This is a genomic window from Paenibacillus sp. GD4 (assembly GCF_030846225.1).
Taxonomy (GTDB): Bacteria; Bacillota; Bacilli; order Paenibacillales; family NBRC-103111; genus Paenibacillus_G; species Paenibacillus_G silviterrae.
The window spans coordinates 4,547,319-4,563,833 of sequence record NZ_JAVCYK010000001.1; the positions used below are offsets into that span (position 1 = coordinate 4,547,319).

Sequence of the window (16,515 nt, forward strand, 5' to 3'; positions counted from 1 at the left end):
CGCGTACGGGGCTTTTTTCCGTATGGCAGGTTTGCTATGATTGGGTGAAAGGGAAGATGAGGAGATTCAAATGGTGCGAGTGACAGTGATTGGGGCCGGAGCAATCGGCATGCTTCTGACATACAGGCTGTTGGAGGCGGGCTATCAGGTAGAGCTGATAACGAAGCGGGAGGAGCAAGCAAAACGTATAAGCCTTGAGGGAGTTACCCTGACCGGAGGGGGCACGGTCTATCCTAATACGTGTTCGATGGAGGCCTACTCCGCTTCACCGTTTCCGAAGAAGGAGGGGAACTACCTTCTGCTTACTGTGAAACAAACGGCGATGACGGATGCGTTTGCGGCCCGGATCAAGGAAATGATGGGCGAAGGGAGCCGGGTGATCTGCTGGCAGAACGGTCTGGGACATGAAAAGGTTCTGGCCCGGCACATCGATGCGAACCGGATATGGCTTACGGTAACGACGGAAGGGGCTCTCAAGGTAACCGACACGGAGGTAACTCATACGGGGCATGGGGTTACGTGGCTGGGTCCTATGCTATATGGCGGGTCCGAAGGGGAGCCTGAACAAAAAGTTATACGAGATATGCTAACGGATGCAGGATTTCAGCTGTTTTTGTCGAATGAAATCATCAATCGTGTTTGGCAAAAGCTGATCATCAATGCGGTCATCAATCCGCTGACGGCTCTGCTGCAAGTGAACAACGGCGCTCTTCCTTTTCTTCCGGAGGCGCAGCCCCTCATGAGAGCGCTCTATGAAGAAGCGCGGGGGCTGGCGGACCGGGCAGGAATCCATCTTGATCCCAATCTGTGGGAGACCGTGCTCGAGGTTTGCCGGCAGACACAAGACAACCGATCGTCCATGCTCCAGGATGTGCTGGCGGGACGGCAGACTGAGATTGAAGCGATCAATGGGGCTCTTCTGGACATGGCAAGGGAAGAGGGCGTACGCATACCTACCCATGAAACGATCTTTCGTTTGGTGAAAGCGCTGGAGGGAGCATCGCCGGCACGAGGCTAACCATTATGATGACGAAGCGGGTGATAGGCCGTGAACGCACTATGGGATTGGCTGCATCAAGTATATACGATGCTGGCGATGGTACCTTTTGTTGCTTTTCTGGTGACGTGGTTTATAGTATATTGGGTCTGTAAGGATAAGAAGACGGCTACACATCTTAGCATGGATGTGACTACGCTGTTCCTCATTGGCTCTGTGGCGGTCATGAGCAACCGGCTGTTTCAGTCGGGAATGCTGTTCTGGACCGTAGTATTGCTTTTCCTGGTGCTCGCGGGGCTGCTGGGCAATTTGCAAACACGTATCCGAGGCCGGGTCGATATGGGCAAAATCGCCAAAACTCTCAGTCGTTTAGGTTTTGTTGTGTTAAGCGCATGTTATGTGGTGCTGCTCATCATCGGAATCGGAAAATACATGCTCGCATAGAGGAGGGTCCGCATGCAACTACATAATTTAATGGAAGATATCGTGAAGAGCTGTCTCAAGGAATTGATGCAGCATAAGGAAGAGCTCAGCGGTTTGGATGACAAAGCGCAGGCCGACATTTCGGCGATTACGTTGAATCATTTGCCCGCGAAGTACGTAGTCACGGCGCCGGGAGAAGTATTCGCTAAAACGCAGCTGCGCAATCAAGTCGAGACGGATGTGTATCGGGAGCTGGCGGTAGCGATTGATAAGGTGCTGAACAGCCAACGGAAATCCGATTTTTAGGCAAAAAGATGAATAAATGAATGAAAATAATGGGAAGCTATGAGAACAGCTTCTCTTTTTTTTGTCGAAAAAATGTAATAGTTAGAGAAAAATATGTAAGAAAATACAAGTAGATTTAATTGACCATTGGTTGTATAATCTATATTTGGTAGCGGTCTCAGTGATTTTTGTCACTGTTATACGCGGATGTTTATGAGATTATATGAAGAATCCTCGGAAGTCAATATTTAACCTGGGGTGGAAAATCATATAATTACATAATGAAAAAAGGGAGGACATGTACATGAAGTTTAACAAGCTTCTTGTCCTGACGACAGTAGCAGCGATGCTTGGCACGACTGCTTGCTCCACGGACAGCGGAAACAAAAATCAATCTGCAGGCACAGATGCCGCAAAGGCGCCTGCCCAGGAGCTTAGAATTAACCTGTCGGCGGAACCGCCGGCGCTTGACAGCTCGATCGCGACAACAAACCCGACTTTCACTATTTTGAATGCAATCAATGAGGGCTTGTATCGTCTGGATGCGGAAGGGAAAGCACAGCCTGCTCTTGCGAAGGAGCTCCCGAAGATTTCCGCGGATGGTCTTGTATACACGATCACTCTGCGTGACGGTCTGACATGGGCTGACGGCACACCGCTGAAAGCAAGCGATTTCGAATGGGCCTATAAGCGTACTCTGGATCCGGCTACAAAGGCGAAATACGCAACGATGCTGGCTTGGATCAAAGGCGGCGCTGACTTGAATAAAGCGAAGCCGGAAGAGCTTGAAGCAAAGAAAGCTGCTCTTGGCGTAAAAGCAAAGGATGACAAGACGCTTGAAATTACGCTGGAGCGTCCGGTTGCCTTCTTTACCGATCAGCTGTCCATGCCGATCTTCTTCCCGCAGAAGCCTGATTTTGTCAAAACGCAAGGTGACAAATACGGCGCGGATGCCGATAAGGTTATCGGTGCAGGTCCGTTCAAGCTGGAAAAGTGGGATCATGAGCAGCAGCTCGTCATGGTGAAAAACGATAAGTATTGGGATGCCGCTAACGTGAAGCTGAACAAGGTTACCGTAAACGTGGTGAAGGATCCTAACACTTCCTTAAATATGTTCGAAACGAATCAAGTGGATCTGACGGAGCTGAAGGGCGAGCAGCCGAAAATGTATGAAGGCAAGCCTGAGCTTGTATTCAAGAAGGAATTCGTGACAGCTTACCTGATGTTCCATAATACGAAGAACCCTGCTTTCGGCAATGCTAAGATCCGTCAAGCGCTTGGTATGGCTGTTGACCGTAAAGCATTCACCGAGACCGTTCTCGGCGGTACTTCCGTACCATCCACAGGTCTGGTGCCAGGAACCATGCTGGACGGCAACAAGCAGGAATTCCGTAAAACAGCCGGTGAGGCTCAGCCTAAATTCGATCCTGCCAAGGCGAAGCAGCTTCTTGCCGAGGGTCTGAAGGAAATGAATATGACTTCTCTGCCGAAGTTCAAGCTGACTTCCGATGACACGGAAACTTCCAAGAAGTCCATCGAATTCATTCAAGCACAGTGGAAGCAAAACCTGGGTGTGGATGTGGACGGCGAACCGTTGCCTTTCGCATTGCGCGTAAAGAACATGCAGGAAAATAACTTCGACGCATTGATCGCTCTGTGGGGCGCTGATTATAACGACCCTATGACGTTCCTTGACATGTGGTTGTCTGATAACAAATCGTTTAACTATGTTGCTTATAACAGCAAAGCTTATGACGATCTTGTTAAAGCGGCGGACAAAGAAGTTGACGTTGCCAAGCGTGCCAAAATGCTTGTTGATGCCGAGAAGATTCTTATGAACGACGGTGCGATTTCTCCTCTGTACTTCCGTACGCGTCCGTACGCGAAGAGGGCAAACGTAGAGGGTCTGATCCTCCCTTCGATGTCTAAAGAGTGGGAACTCAAATGGACTTACCTGAAGTAATATTGTAGGCTGTGCGGGGCCGTTCTTGAATGATGAGGAACGGCTCCGTTTTAATTCTTAGCATGTATTTGCGAGTGAACGGGATGTCCCGTAGCAGCGATGCGGAACCGCTTCGCAAACATGGCCTATCGCTAAAGTCTTGCCAGTCTATGCTTGCGAAGCGGTTTTGCCTCTCGTCCAAGACGATTAGGTGTGGGCTGCTTTGCGTTGTTGTCTTCATTCACAGATTTTTTCCTTATCAAGTACAGGAGGTGTGCCATGCTGCGCTATGTGCTGCGACGATTTATTTATATGATCATCACCCTGTGGCTGATCGTGACGTTCACATTCGTGCTCATGAAAAATTTGCCGGGTGATCCGTTCGGTGAGGATTCCCAGAAGCTGACGGTAGAGCAAAGAACGCTGCTCTATGCCCAATATGGCTTAGATAAACCGATTGGTGAGCAATACCTTCAATATATGGGGAAAGTGATGCAGGGTGACCTTGGGGTATCCTTTGCATTCCCGACCCGTAAAGTAACGGATATTATTAAGCAAGGCTTTCCGGCTTCGCTGGAGCTCGGGCTTTGGGCATTGGGCATTTCCGTAGCGATCGGACTTATACTCGGTATTATAGCTGCGCTCAATCATAACAAAGGGGCGGACATCGCAGCGATGTTCACGGCGGTGATCGGGGTTTCAATTCCTTCCTTCGTGCTGGGGCCGCTGCTCTCTTATTTTGTCGGCGTGAAGCTCGGCTGGCTGCCTCCGGGAATGTGGACGGGACCGGAGCACCGGATCTTGCCTGCGATTGCGTTGTCCTTCGGTACGATTGCCATATTGGCAAGGCTTATGAGAACCTCCATGCTGGACGTGCTGAATCATGATTACATCAAAACGGCGAAGGCCAAAGGCTTGTCGCAGCGGGCTACCGTCGTAAGACATACGCTTCGAAATGCCATTTTGCCTGTCGTTACCGTACTGGGTCCGATCTTCGTTAACCTGATCACCGGCACCCTCATCGTGGAGCAAATTTTCGTAGTTCCGGGTCTCGGAAAGCATTTTGTGACATCGATCTACTCGAATGACTACACGATGATCACAGGACTCACGATATTCTACTCGTTCTTGCTTGTAACTGTCTTGTTCCTTACGGATATCATTTACGGCTTGGTGGATCCGCGAATTCGATTGGCGAAGGGAGGCAGCAAATAATGGAGATGTCTAACGAAATGTTTCAACCGGCGGCCAAGGAAGCTGCTTCTCGGGAATCCATTGTCCGTCCTTCGTTAACGTATTGGCAGGACGCCTGGAGAAGGCTTAAGAAAAATAAGCTCGCCATGTTCGGCTTGATTACGCTTATCACGCTGACGTTGCTAGCGATTCTCGGGCCGTTGCTGTCCTCGTTTGACTATGCAACGCAAAACTACGATATCAAAAATCAGAAGCCTTCCCTCGCGCACTGGTTCGGTACGGACGACTTTGGCCGTGATCTTTGGGTCCGCGTATGGTGGGGCACAAGAATTTCGCTCTTTATCGGTATTGTGGCGGCATTGCTGGATTTGGTGTTCGGCGTCATTTATGGCGGCGTATCCGCTTATTATGGCGGTCGCATCGACGATGTTATGCAGCGGATCATCGAAATTATTTATTCGATTCCGTTTTTGCTCATTTCCATTTTGCTGATTGTCGTCATAGGCCCGGGGGTTAAGACCATTATCTTCGCTTATGCGATCACAGGCTGGGTTCCGATGGCGCGGCTCGTGCGGGGTCAAATTCTTACCTTGAAGGAACAGGAATATGTTCTAGCTGCACGTACGCTTGGCGCGGGCGCGCCCCGTATTATTTTGAAGCATTTGGTGCCAAACGCGCTTGGCCTGATTATCGTACAAATTACTTTTATCGTTCCTTCTGCGATTTTCGTAGAGTCGTTCTTGAGCTTTATCGGGCTGGGGATTCGCGTGCCGCTGGCATCACTCGGCTCACTTCTGTCCGACGGGGCGAATTCGATTCGCTTGTACCCGCACCGGGTGCTGTTTCCAACGGTTATTTTCAGCTTGATTCTCATGAGCTTTAACCTTCTTGGCGATGGGCTGCGCGATGCCCTGGATCCGAAGATGCGTAAGTAAAAGGGGGGTGTCCTTTGTGAGTAAACCCATATTGAACGTACAAGATTTGAAGGTGTCCTTCCGGACGTATGCCGGTGAAGTACAAGCGGTACGCGGCGTATCGTTCCAACTCAATAAGGGAGAGGTGCTTGCTATCGTCGGCGAGTCCGGCTGCGGAAAGTCGGTTACGGCACAGACGATCATGCGTCTCATTCCTTCTCCTCCGAGCGTCATCAAGGGAGGCACCATTCAATTTGACAATAAAGAGATTACCAAGCTGTCCGATCGGGAAATGGAGAAGGTGCGCGGCTCGGAAATGGGGATGATCTTCCAAGACCCGATGACCTCGCTCAATCCGACCATGACCATCGGCAAGCAGATTGCCGAAGGACTTGTCAAGCATCAGGGGATGAACAACGCCGATGCCCGCAAGCGGGCCGTCGACATGCTGAAGCTTGTCGGGATGTCCAATCCGGAGGGGCGGATTCACCAGTATCCTCATGAATTGTCCGGCGGTATGCGCCAGCGTGTCATGATCGCGATTGCTTTGGCCTGCAGTCCGAAGCTGCTGATCGCCGATGAACCGACAACGGCTCTTGACGTTACGATTCAGGCGCAAATTATCGATTTGATGAAGAAGCTTTCCGAGCAGACGGAAGCTTCCATTATTGTCATTACGCATGACCTGGGTGTTGTAGCCGAGATGGCGCAGCGCGTCGTGGTAATGTATGCAGGGAAGGTCGTTGAACAAGGTACGGTCGACGAGCTGTTCTATGATCCGAAGCATCCGTATACTTGGGGCTTGCTGCGGTCGGTTCCGCGGTTGGATCATGATAGCGACAGCGAGCTCGTGCCGATTCCGGGTACGCCTCCGGATTTGTTCGCGCCGCCTCAGGGCTGCGCCTTCGCAGCGCGTTGTCCCTATGCGATGAAGGCCTGCCTGGAGAAGGATCCGGAGCACACGAAGCTGACAGAGACGCATTCGGCGGCCTGCTGGCTGATGCACCCGGACGCTCCGAAGGTAGAGCGACCTGTCCAAGTAGGAGGTGCCGCACGATGAGTAAACAGCCGATTTTGGAAGTACGCAATTTGCAAAAGCATTTTCACCTCGGCGGCGGTAAAACGCTGAAAGCCGTGGACGGCTTGAGCTTTGCCATTCATAAGGGGGAAACCTTCGGTTTGGTGGGCGAGTCCGGCTGCGGGAAATCGACGGCGGGCCGGACCATCATTCGTTTGTATGAGGCGACGGGCGGAGAGGTTTTGTTTAACGGCGAGAATGTGCATAAGCTGGGAGGCAAGAAGCTTCATCATTTCCGCCGCGACATGCAGATGGTGTTCCAGGATCCGTACGCTTCGTTGAATCCGCGGATGACGGTCGGCAATATCATTGCCGAGGGAATCGACATCCATGGCTTGCATAAAGGAAGTAAGCGTAAGGAGCGCGTCAGCGAGCTGCTTCGCGCCGTAGGTCTTAATGAAGAGCATGCCGGGCGATTCCCGCATGAATTCTCCGGCGGTCAGCGCCAGCGGATCGGGATTGCCCGGGCCTTGGCGATCGAGCCGCAATTCATCATTGCGGACGAACCGATTTCCGCTCTGGACGTATCCGTGCAGGCACAGGTGGTGAACCTCTTCAAGAAGCTCCAGAAGGAGCATGGCTTGACCTACTTGTTCATCGCGCATGATCTTGCCATGGTGAAGCATATCTCGGATCGTATCGGCGTGATGTATCTTGGCAAGCTCGTTGAGGTGACCACCTCCGACGCCTTGTATGCGAAGCCGATGCATCCGTATACACAATCGCTGTTATCGGCCATTCCGATTCCGGATCCGGAGGTGGAGCGTACACGCGAGCGGATTATCCTCGAGGGGGAAATTCCAAGCCCGCTGAATCCGCCTAGCGGCTGCCCGTTCCGTACCCGCTGTCCGAAGGCAATGCCGGAATGCGCAGCAGCAATGCCGCAGTTCAAGGAAGTGGAGCAGGGCCACTTTGTGGCTTGTCACTTGTATTAATACAGAAGGGGAGACCGAGATACCATCGGTCTTCCCTTTTTCTGCGAAAAAGTGCTGTAATTTTTTGACGATCCCTCGTTAGAGGTGTAAAATGGTAGGGGTGGATTTTGCAAATGAAAGGCGGCGGTACCATGCGTTTGGAGCAAGTGGACTTTCCTTCCGGCCAGCCTTTGACCGAAGCGTATATACATCAGTTTGCCGAAGTAAGCGGTTTGTATGATTACAACCCTTGGGATGAGGCGGATTGGAAGGCCAGAGCGGCATGGCTGGATCGGGAGCGGCCTGCGGGAGCGGATCGCGAACAGCTGGCTGATGCGCTCCGTAGGTTTAATGAGAAGGCGGGAAACTCGGCTGCGGCGCTTGCATTGATCGAGCGGCTGCGTGATCCGGGTGCCCTTTGTATCGTCGGCGGACAACAAGCCGGTTTGCTGACAGGACCGTTGCTCGTGATACATAAAGCAATAACCATTATTCAAGCGGCAAGAACGGCGTCGAAGCGGCTTGATCGCACGGTTTTGCCGGTATTCTGGATTGCCGGCGAGGATCATGATTTCGATGAAGTGAATCATGCTTACGTGCTGTCGCCGGAACAGCAGGTGGAGAAGCTTGCTGTCGAGCACCCGGGGGATGCTCGCACCTCGGTCAGCCGGCTGCGCTTCCGTCCTGAGCAATGGGCGAGCGCGCTGGAGCAGCTGGACAAGGCGCTTTTGCCGACAGAATATAAGCCGGCCCTCCTGGAGAAGCTCCAAGCCTATACATTGGAAGCATCTACGCTTACCGACTTATTCGCCCGTATTCTTGCGGAGCTCTTTGGGGAATATGGCTTAATTCTCGTCGATTCCGACGATCCGGCCATTCGCGCGCTGGAACGGCCGATGTTTCAGCAGCTGATCGAGAAGCGCGCCGGTATCAATGAGGCGCTTCATGAGGCAAGGTCTCAGATCGAGGGCTTAGGCTACCGGCCTGCCGCCGAGCTAAATGAGCAAGCGACGAATCTCTTCGTGTTCGATGATAACGGCGAGCGCCTTTTGCTTTATAGAACGGCAGAAGAAGGCGTTTGGTCCGACCGGCGGGGCAGCCGCAGCTTCACGGTGAATCAGCTGTTGGAATGGGCGGATGCGGCTCCTGAGCGACTTAGCAATAATGTGATGACGCGTCCGCTGATGCAGGATTTCTTGTTCCCCGTGCTGGGAGCCGTTCTTGGGGGTTCGGAGATTGCCTACTGGGGATTGACCCGGAAGGCGTTTCATGCTCTCGGCATGCGCATGCCTCTGCTGCTTCCGCGTATCAGCTTTACGCTTGTCGAAGGCACCGTTCAGAAGAATATGCAGAAGTACGGACTGACGCTGGAGGATGTGCTGTACCGCCTGCAGGAGAAGCAAGAGGCGTGGCTGAAGGAGCAGGATCGTCTGCAGCTGGAGGACCGCTTTGCCGAGCTTAAGCAGCGGTTCCGTTTGGATTATGAGCCGCTCATCGAGACGATTTCCGGGATCAACCCGGGACTCAAGAAGCTGGGCGAAACGAATTTGGCAAAGATTCTCGAGCAGATTGAGTTTCTGGAGAACAAGTCCGCGGACGCAGTTCGTTCGCAATATGAGTCCGGCTTAAGGCAATTCCAGCGGGTCGGCTTATCCGCTATGCCCGGTGGCAAGCTGCAGGAGCGCGTGTACAACGTGTACGGCTACTTGAACAAGTACGGAGACAATTGGTTGAAAGAGCTGCTGTCCATGGAGCTTTCCATTGACGGCAAGCATTATGCTTGTTATATGTAATGATAATGCTGATACATACCTAAGGAGGAACCGAAGAACATGCCAAGCACGATCAATAAAAGCATCATCCGCGATATTAACCTCGCACCCGAAGGACATTTGAAAATCGATTGGGTGAATGCCCACATGCCGGTGCTGAACAGCATCCGCAAGCAGTTTGAGAAGGAGCTCCCGTTCAAAGGCTTGAAGGTTGCCATCTCGCTGCATCTGGAAGCGAAAACGGCTTATCTTGCCAAGGTTGTTCAAGCCGGCGGCGCGGAAGTGACGATTTGCGGCAGCAACCCGTTATCTACACAGGACGACGTCTGCGCTGCATTGGTGGAGGACGGCATCACGGTATTCGCAAAGTACAACCCGGAGCCTAAAGAATACAAAGAGCTTCTGATCAAAACACTCGAAACCGAGCCGGACCTGATTATCGACGACGGCGGCGACCTGGTTACGATTTTGCACTCTGAGCGTAAGGATCTGCTGAAGAACGTACGCGGCGGCGCGGAAGAGACGACAACAGGCATTCTGCGCTTGAAGTCGCTTGAGAAGGAAGGCCAGCTTCAGTTCCCGATGGTTGCTGTAAACGATGCTTTCTGCAAATACTTGTTCGACAACCGCTACGGCACCGGCCAATCGGTATGGGATGGCATTAACCGTACGACAAACCTTGTTGTAGCGGGCAAAACGGTTGTCGTTGTAGGCTACGGCTGGTGCGGTAAGGGCGTTGCGATGCGGGCTAAGGGTCTTGGCGCTAACGTTATCGTCACGGAGATCGATGCGATCAAGGCAGTTGAGGCGTACATGGACGGCTTCGCGGTAATGTCGATGGAGGATGCGGCGAAGGTAGGCGATTTCTTCGTCACTGTCACCGGAAACCGCGATGTTATCCGCGGAGAGCATTATAAAGTAATGAAGGATGGCGCAATCCTGTCCAATGCCGGTCATTTCGATGTGGAAGTGAATAAGCCGGATCTCGACGCCATCTCCGTATCGAAGCGTACGGTCCGCCGTAATATCGAAGAGTACACGCTGCAGGACGGCCGCAAGTTCTACCTGCTGGCGGAAGGACGTCTTGTCAACCTGGCTGCCGGTGACGGCCATCCGGCTGAAATCATGGATATGACCTTCGCGCTCCAAGCGATGTCCTTGAAATACGTGAATGACAACTATAAGGAAATCGGCAAGAAGGTTGTCAACGTTCCTTATGAGCTGGATGAGCAAGTAGCACGCGTCAAGCTGGAATCGATGGGCATTAAGATCGACGCTTTGACAGCTCAGCAGAAGGCATATCTGGATAACTGGGCTGAAGATCATTTCTAGAAGATAAGTAACCATTGCATTTTGAGGCCGTCCCCTAAGTAATTTTACTTGGCGGGACGGCTTTATTTTTTCCATGCTTGTCCATTCCTGCAACTTCGTTCCTTCCCTCCACGTCTAGTAGATGAGCTTGTTGGGGGATCAACAAGTTAATCTTATGGGAAAGACGAGGGGGTCGGAACATGACACTACAGAAAGAGCTGTTCCGGAGGGCGGCGCGCTTGGCGGCGGCGGCCGCAATGCTTAGCTGGTTGATCAGCGGCTGCAGCGCCAGTAGTGATAAGGCAAGCAGTGAACAGCTTGCCGTGGCGGAAGCGAAGCCGAGCAGCGCGGCGAATGCGGGCGCGGCGGCGGATGGGAATGCGAAGGCAGTGAATACATCGCAGCCTGCCGATCTGCAGCGGACAGGTAGCGGCTTCACCGGTCTAGCGGCCGAAGGGTCCGATGCACTCACCCGCAAGATCATGTACAAAGCCCAATTGACCATGCAGGTCGAGGTGTATGCGGAATCTCAGCGGGCCATACAGGAGGTTGTGCAGCGCTCGGGCGGTTATGTGCTTCAGTTCAATGAAAGTGAAACCGCCACCGAGAAAAACGGGATGTTCGTCATCAAGGTTCCGGCGAATGGGTTTCAGTCCTTGCTCACAGAACTGGAAAAGCTTCATCCATTGAAGCAGAAGAACATCCAAGGTCAGGATGTGACGGAGGAATTCGTTGACCTTACAGCGCGACTCAAGGCAAGACAGGCGGTAGAAAGCCGGCTCTTGGACTTTATGAAGGAAGCTAAGAAAACGGATGAGCTGATTCAGTATTCCAATGAGCTGGGAAAGGTACAGGAGGAAATCGAGCGCATTAAGGGACGCATGCGGTATCTGGAGCAAAATGTCGATTACTCGACGATAGAGCTGAGGGTATACCAGCGAATCGGCTCCACGGAGCTCATTCAGGCTAAGGACCGGGGTCCGCTCTTCCAGCGAGCCGCCGCTGCGCTGAACGGGACTACCGCCGTGCTCTCCGTCATCGCGCAATGGGTGGTAGTCATTGTGGCTGGAGCACTGCCGGTTCTCATGATCGCCGTCATCCTGGGCGGTCTGTTCTGGCTGGTTCGCGTACGCCGCAGTCGCAAGCTTGCGGAGATCCGCAAGCAGCTGACCGAAGACACGCCGCCGCCGCCCTCATCGGGAGATCATTAATAGGATTAAAAAATCCTGCGAAGTCATTGACTTTAGCAGGATTTTTCGTTTTTATGGAGAAAACATACTATACAAGTGGTGGAAAGTGGGGTAAAGTGGTGGGAAAGGGGTGACAAGTGGGATGTTCATGGGGGAATTTCAGCACACCATAGATGAGAAGGGCCGGATGATCGTGCCGGCGAAATTCCGTGAATCCCTTGGAACATCATTCATTGTCACGCGCGGCTTGGATCAATGCTTGTTCGTTTACCCGATGTCCGAATGGGCTGTCCTCGAACAGAAGCTGAAGGCGCTGCCTTTAATGAAATCCGATGCCCGGGCCTTCACCCGGTTTTTCTTCTCCGGCGCCACAGAATGCGAATTGGATAAGCAGGGGCGCGTAAACCTGCCTAATAATCTTGTGGAGCATGCGAAACTGGAGAAGGATTGCGTCGTTATCGGCGTTTCCAACCGGGTTGAGATTTGGAGCAAGTCAATCTGGGAAAACTATTTCCAGCAATCGGAGGAAAGCTTCAGTGAAATCGCAGAGAAGCTGGTCGATTTCAATTTCGATCTCTAATGCACCCACAATACGACATCTTGGAGGACAAGCTCATGTTTCATCATATAACGGTATTGAAAGAAGAAGCGGTAGACGGTTTACATATACGACCGGACGGAATTTACGTCGATTGTACGCTGGGCGGAGCAGGACACAGCTTGGTTATCGCTGAGCAGCTGACGGAAGGCGGGCTGTTGATCGCTTTCGATCAGGACGATACCGCGCTCGAGAACGCCAAGTTGAAGCTTGCTCCTGTCATCGATCGTGTGCGGCTTGTTCGCAGCAACTTCCGCAACCTGGAGTTTGAGCTTAGCCGCATCCCGGAAGCGATAAAGGACGGTAAGCCTCAGGTCGACGGCATTCTCTTTGATTTGGGAGTGTCCTCTCCGCAGCTGGATGAAGCGGACCGCGGGTTCAGCTATCATCAGGATGCTGAGCTGGATATGCGAATGGATATGACCGCAGGTCTCACAGCCAAGGAGATTGTCAACGAATGGTCCGAGCAGGAGATTGCGAAGATCTTATTCGAATACGGGGAAGAAAAGTTCGCCCGGCGCATTGCAGGCAAGATTGTCGCTGCCAGATCGATTAAGCCCATTGAAACGACGGGAGAACTGGTGGAGCTCGTTAAGGAAGGGATTCCCGCCGCGGCCAGACGGACCGGTGGACATCCTGCGAAGAGAAGCTTTCAAGCGCTGCGCATTGCCGTCAATGACGAGCTGGGAGCCTTTGAGGAAGCGATTGAGCAGTCGATACGCTGCTTAGCTCCCGGAGGAAGAGTAGCGGTCATTACCTTCCACTCTCTGGAGGATCGCATTTGCAAGACGACGTTTGCCAAGTACGTAGCGAAATGCACGTGTCCACCGGATTTTCCGATGTGCGTATGCAATAATCAAGGAGTCGTCAAGCTGATCAATCGGAAGCCGATCGAAGCAGGGGAGGAAGAGCTCGCGGTCAACCCGAGGGCGCGCTCCGCGAAGCTTCGCGTCGCCGAGAAGCTATAGAGAGAACAAAACTACGGACATATGCCAATGAATATTTAAGGGATAAAGGAGGAACATCCGGTGCCAGCCTACATTCATGGAAGCTTAGCAACACAGCCGCGAGAACAAGAGCCGAAGGTCAAAATTAAGGAAACAAAGAAGCTTGTAACCCGAAAGAAAACATTGCCTATTCAGGAAAAGCTGCTTTATTTATTCACAGTGGTTATTTGTGCGGTAGTTGCGGGTGTGATCATCTGGCGATATGCGCAGATTTATGAAATGAATATGCGCATTCAACAGGTGGAAAAGCAGATTCAGCTGCTGGAGGCGGAAAATACCGTATTGAAGTATAAGGTCAGCGAGCTATCCAAGCCGGAGCGCCTGAATGAGCTGGCGAAGCAGTGGAGCTACGGTCCGCCGGAGGTGCCGCAAATCAAGACGGTGACCCCGCCGAAAAATTCCACCGCCGCGAAGTCGACTCCGAGCAAATCCGCCGCGGATAGCGCCAAGAAGCCCGGCACATCGAAGCAAACCCCATAATTACATATAGAGAACCTACTACATCATTCTTTTCTGAAGAAAGTTCCTGGAGGGAAAGAGTTCATGACGAAGAAAGTAAAGATGCGTTCGCTGCTCATTGGAGGGGTATTCACCCTCTTTTTTATTGCCTTGGTTTCCAGACTCTATTGGGTTCAGGTAGTTCAGGGCGCCGATCTTTTGTCACAGGCCCAAGCTCGCTGGGAAACCGATAAAGTGCTTCACCCTGTCCGCGGAACGATCGTGGACCGCAATGATAAAATTCTCGCGGAGGATGCGCCCGCCTTTACGGTAGCTTTAAACCCGCAAATCATTCATGACAAAAAGATCGTCGAAGAGGTAGTCAAAGGCTTGGCTGGGATCCTGAACACCTCCAATGATCCCGGTGCACTCTCCGCCTTAGAGGAAAAGATTCGTACGCGATTAAATAAGAAGCGTGACGACGGCTCCTATTATCCGCAGGTTGAGATTCGCAACGAGGGTTGGAAGATCGACGTGGCCATGGCCGATCAGATCAAGAAGATGATCGTCGAGCTGCAAAACACCTTGGAGACGAAGAAAAGCCTCGGGATTTACCTTCTGGAAGAGCGCAAGCGCTTCTATCCGGGAGGACAGCTGCTTGCACAGGTGCTCGGGTATACTGATAAAGAAGGAAAGCCCATTATGGGACTTGAGAAGACGCTGGATAATCAGCTCAAAGGCGTCGACGGCTGGCTTAGTTATGAGAAGGATCGGTATGGAGTCGAGCTGCCGGATGCAAAGGTAACCTTCCAGCCCCCATCCAATGGCAACAATATCCGTTTGACCATTGATAAAAATATTCAATTTTATATGGAAAATGCACTGGAAAAGGTGTACAAAAAGTACAATCCCAAAAGCTTGATGGCCGTCGCGGTGGATCCGAGTACGATGGAAGTGCTGGGCATGGTGAACATGCCGAATTTCAATCCGAACCGGTATTGGGAAACAAGGGAATCCAGTGACGTGAATCACGTGGTTGCCTCGCAGTATGAGCCGGGCTCTACCTTTAAGCTGGTTACGCTGGCCGGCGCAGTGGAGGAAGGGCTGTTTAATCCTGAAGAAAAGTATCAATCCGGTTCAATCGTAGTGACGGACCGCAGGCTTCATGACCATAATATTACCGGCTGGGGCAAAATTTCGTATTTGGAAGGATTGAAGCGTTCCAGTAACGTTGCCTTTGTCAAGCTGGGGATGGAGAAGCTGGGGCAGGATCGACTTCGCCAATACATCGACAAATTCGGCTTCGGTGTCAAGACGGGGATCGACCTTCCCGGCGAGGTAGCGGGAATTATTAATATGAAGCGTCCTTCCGAATTCGCCACCTCGACTTACGGGCAGGGGATGACCGCGACGGCGATTCAGCAAACGGCCGCCTATGCGGCAATTGCCAATGGAGGCAAGCTGATGCAGCCGTACCTTATTAAGGAGATTTACAATCCGTCTACAGGTGAAGTGATAGAGAAAAAGGAACCGAAGGTGATTCGTCAAGTGGTGTCCGAGAGTACGGCGACGCAAGTGAGCACGTACCTGGAGCAGGTCGTTTCGGACCAGGCCATGGGGACGGGACGGAAGGCTTATATCGAGGGCTACCGTGTAGCGGGGAAGACCGGTACGGCAAACAAGGTAGTGGCGGGAGAAAAAGGATACGCGGAAGGGAAATGGGTTATTTCCTTTATTGGCTATGCGCCGGTGGAAAATCCGAAAATTTTGGTAACCATCATCGCGGACGAGCCGGATTTGAAGGGTGACTACCATTTGGGTGGTGATGTAGCCGCACCGGCTTTTAAAGAAATCGTCTCTCAGTCTCTCCGGTATATGGGTGTGCCGTCGACGGTTCAACAGCCTCAACAGGTACAGGTAACGGAGCAAACGTCTCACGCCAACGCACCGGACCTGACCGGGCAAACGGTAGAAGAGGCAAGAGCTACGATGAACAAGTACGGCGTGGTTGTCGACAGCATCGGCAAGGGCAGCAAGGTAATCGCCCAATCTCCGCCGAAAGGAACTCAAATTGCCCAAGGGCAGCGAATGTATGTAGTACTGCAGGAAGAAGGAGAGCTTCCTGTTCCTGATATGACGGGCAAGTCTCTTCGGGATGCGCTTGAGGTATGTGCTATCGTAAAGGTGCGCTGCCAGTCTACAGGCGAAGGGTATGTAGCTTCGCAGACAACAAGTGTCGAAGGGGAGGAACGTGTCGTTACTCTCCAACTGAAGCCTTACAACGAGCTGCTCCAAGCTCCGGTTCAGGAGAAGGACGGGAAAACGGAAACAACCGCCAAGCCGGATTCGAAGAAAACGACGCAGCCTGCATCCAAAACGCCGGCGACCAAACCGACGCAGCCGGCGGCAACGGGAAATTCACCGGCTAAAGTTGCGGCAAACACCCCATAGC

15 protein-coding genes are annotated in these 16,515 nt (G+C 52.4%); all 15 read left to right on the forward strand.

Annotated elements, in window-relative coordinates:
* The first annotated feature begins 70 nt into the window (after positions 1-70).
* Positions 71-1,018 carry a 2-dehydropantoate 2-reductase gene (locus RAC89_RS21485; RefSeq protein ID WP_306615703.1) on the forward strand — a complete coding sequence of 316 codons (948 nt, stop codon included), beginning with the start codon at positions 71-73 and terminating at the stop codon, positions 1,016-1,018.
* A gap of 30 nt (positions 1,019-1,048) precedes the next feature.
* On the forward strand, positions 1,049-1,441 hold the full coding sequence (locus RAC89_RS21490; RefSeq protein WP_284638739.1) for a DUF3397 domain-containing protein: 393 nt from the start codon (positions 1,049-1,051) through the stop codon (positions 1,439-1,441).
* 12 nt (positions 1,442-1,453) lie between these two features.
* Positions 1,454-1,726, forward strand: a complete 273-nt coding sequence (locus RAC89_RS21495) for a late competence development ComFB family protein (RefSeq protein WP_284638740.1) — start codon at positions 1,454-1,456, stop codon at positions 1,724-1,726.
* 283 nt (positions 1,727-2,009) lie between these two features.
* Positions 2,010-3,668, forward strand: coding sequence for a peptide ABC transporter substrate-binding protein (locus tag RAC89_RS21500; protein WP_306615704.1), 1,659 nt, complete (start codon positions 2,010-2,012; stop codon positions 3,666-3,668).
* Positions 3,669-3,926: 258 nt separating this feature from the next.
* Complete coding sequence (locus RAC89_RS21505) at positions 3,927-4,862, forward strand: ABC transporter permease (RefSeq protein ID WP_306615706.1); 936 nt, start codon at positions 3,927-3,929, stop codon at positions 4,860-4,862.
* Complete coding sequence (locus tag RAC89_RS21510) at positions 4,862-5,776, forward strand: ABC transporter permease (RefSeq protein WP_284638743.1); 915 nt, start codon at positions 4,862-4,864, stop codon at positions 5,774-5,776. The genes RAC89_RS21505 and RAC89_RS21510 overlap by 1 nt, the downstream gene beginning before the upstream one ends.
* Positions 5,748-6,815 carry an ABC transporter ATP-binding protein gene (locus RAC89_RS21515; protein ID WP_284644844.1) on the forward strand — a complete coding sequence of 356 codons (1,068 nt, stop codon included), beginning with the start codon at positions 5,748-5,750 and terminating at the stop codon, positions 6,813-6,815. The genes RAC89_RS21510 and RAC89_RS21515 overlap by 29 nt, the downstream gene beginning before the upstream one ends.
* A complete protein-coding gene (locus tag RAC89_RS21520) occupies positions 6,812-7,768 on the forward strand; it encodes an ABC transporter ATP-binding protein (protein ID WP_306615707.1) in 957 nt (318 codons plus the stop codon). Before RAC89_RS21515 ends, RAC89_RS21520 begins: the two co-directional genes overlap by 4 nt.
* A gap of 131 nt (positions 7,769-7,899) precedes the next feature.
* Positions 7,900-9,540, forward strand: coding sequence for a bacillithiol biosynthesis cysteine-adding enzyme BshC (gene bshC, locus RAC89_RS21525; protein WP_306615708.1), 1,641 nt, complete (start codon positions 7,900-7,902; stop codon positions 9,538-9,540).
* Positions 9,541-9,579: 39 nt separating this feature from the next.
* Positions 9,580-10,851, forward strand: a complete 1,272-nt coding sequence (locus RAC89_RS21530) for an adenosylhomocysteinase (protein ID WP_306615709.1) — start codon at positions 9,580-9,582, stop codon at positions 10,849-10,851.
* A 179-nt stretch (positions 10,852-11,030) separates the two neighbouring features.
* The gene (locus tag RAC89_RS21535) at positions 11,031-12,041 is read left to right on the forward strand and encodes a DUF4349 domain-containing protein (protein WP_306615710.1); all 1,011 of its coding nucleotides are present in this window, start codon (positions 11,031-11,033) and stop codon (positions 12,039-12,041) included.
* A gap of 121 nt (positions 12,042-12,162) precedes the next feature.
* Positions 12,163-12,600 (forward strand): division/cell wall cluster transcriptional repressor MraZ, encoded by a 438-nt coding sequence (mraZ, locus tag RAC89_RS21540; RefSeq protein WP_284644845.1) that lies wholly within the window; start codon positions 12,163-12,165, stop codon positions 12,598-12,600.
* 35 nt (positions 12,601-12,635) lie between these two features.
* On the forward strand, positions 12,636-13,586 hold the full coding sequence (rsmH, locus tag RAC89_RS21545) for a 16S rRNA (cytosine(1402)-N(4))-methyltransferase RsmH (RefSeq protein ID WP_306615711.1): 951 nt from the start codon (positions 12,636-12,638) through the stop codon (positions 13,584-13,586).
* Positions 13,587-13,646: 60 nt separating this feature from the next.
* On the forward strand, positions 13,647-14,105 hold the full coding sequence (gene ftsL / locus RAC89_RS21550) for a cell division protein FtsL (RefSeq protein ID WP_306615712.1): 459 nt from the start codon (positions 13,647-13,649) through the stop codon (positions 14,103-14,105).
* A 63-nt stretch (positions 14,106-14,168) separates the two neighbouring features.
* Positions 14,169-16,514 (forward strand): penicillin-binding transpeptidase domain-containing protein, encoded by a 2,346-nt coding sequence (locus tag RAC89_RS21555; RefSeq protein ID WP_306615713.1) that lies wholly within the window; start codon positions 14,169-14,171, stop codon positions 16,512-16,514.
* Position 16,515 lies beyond the last annotated feature (1 nt).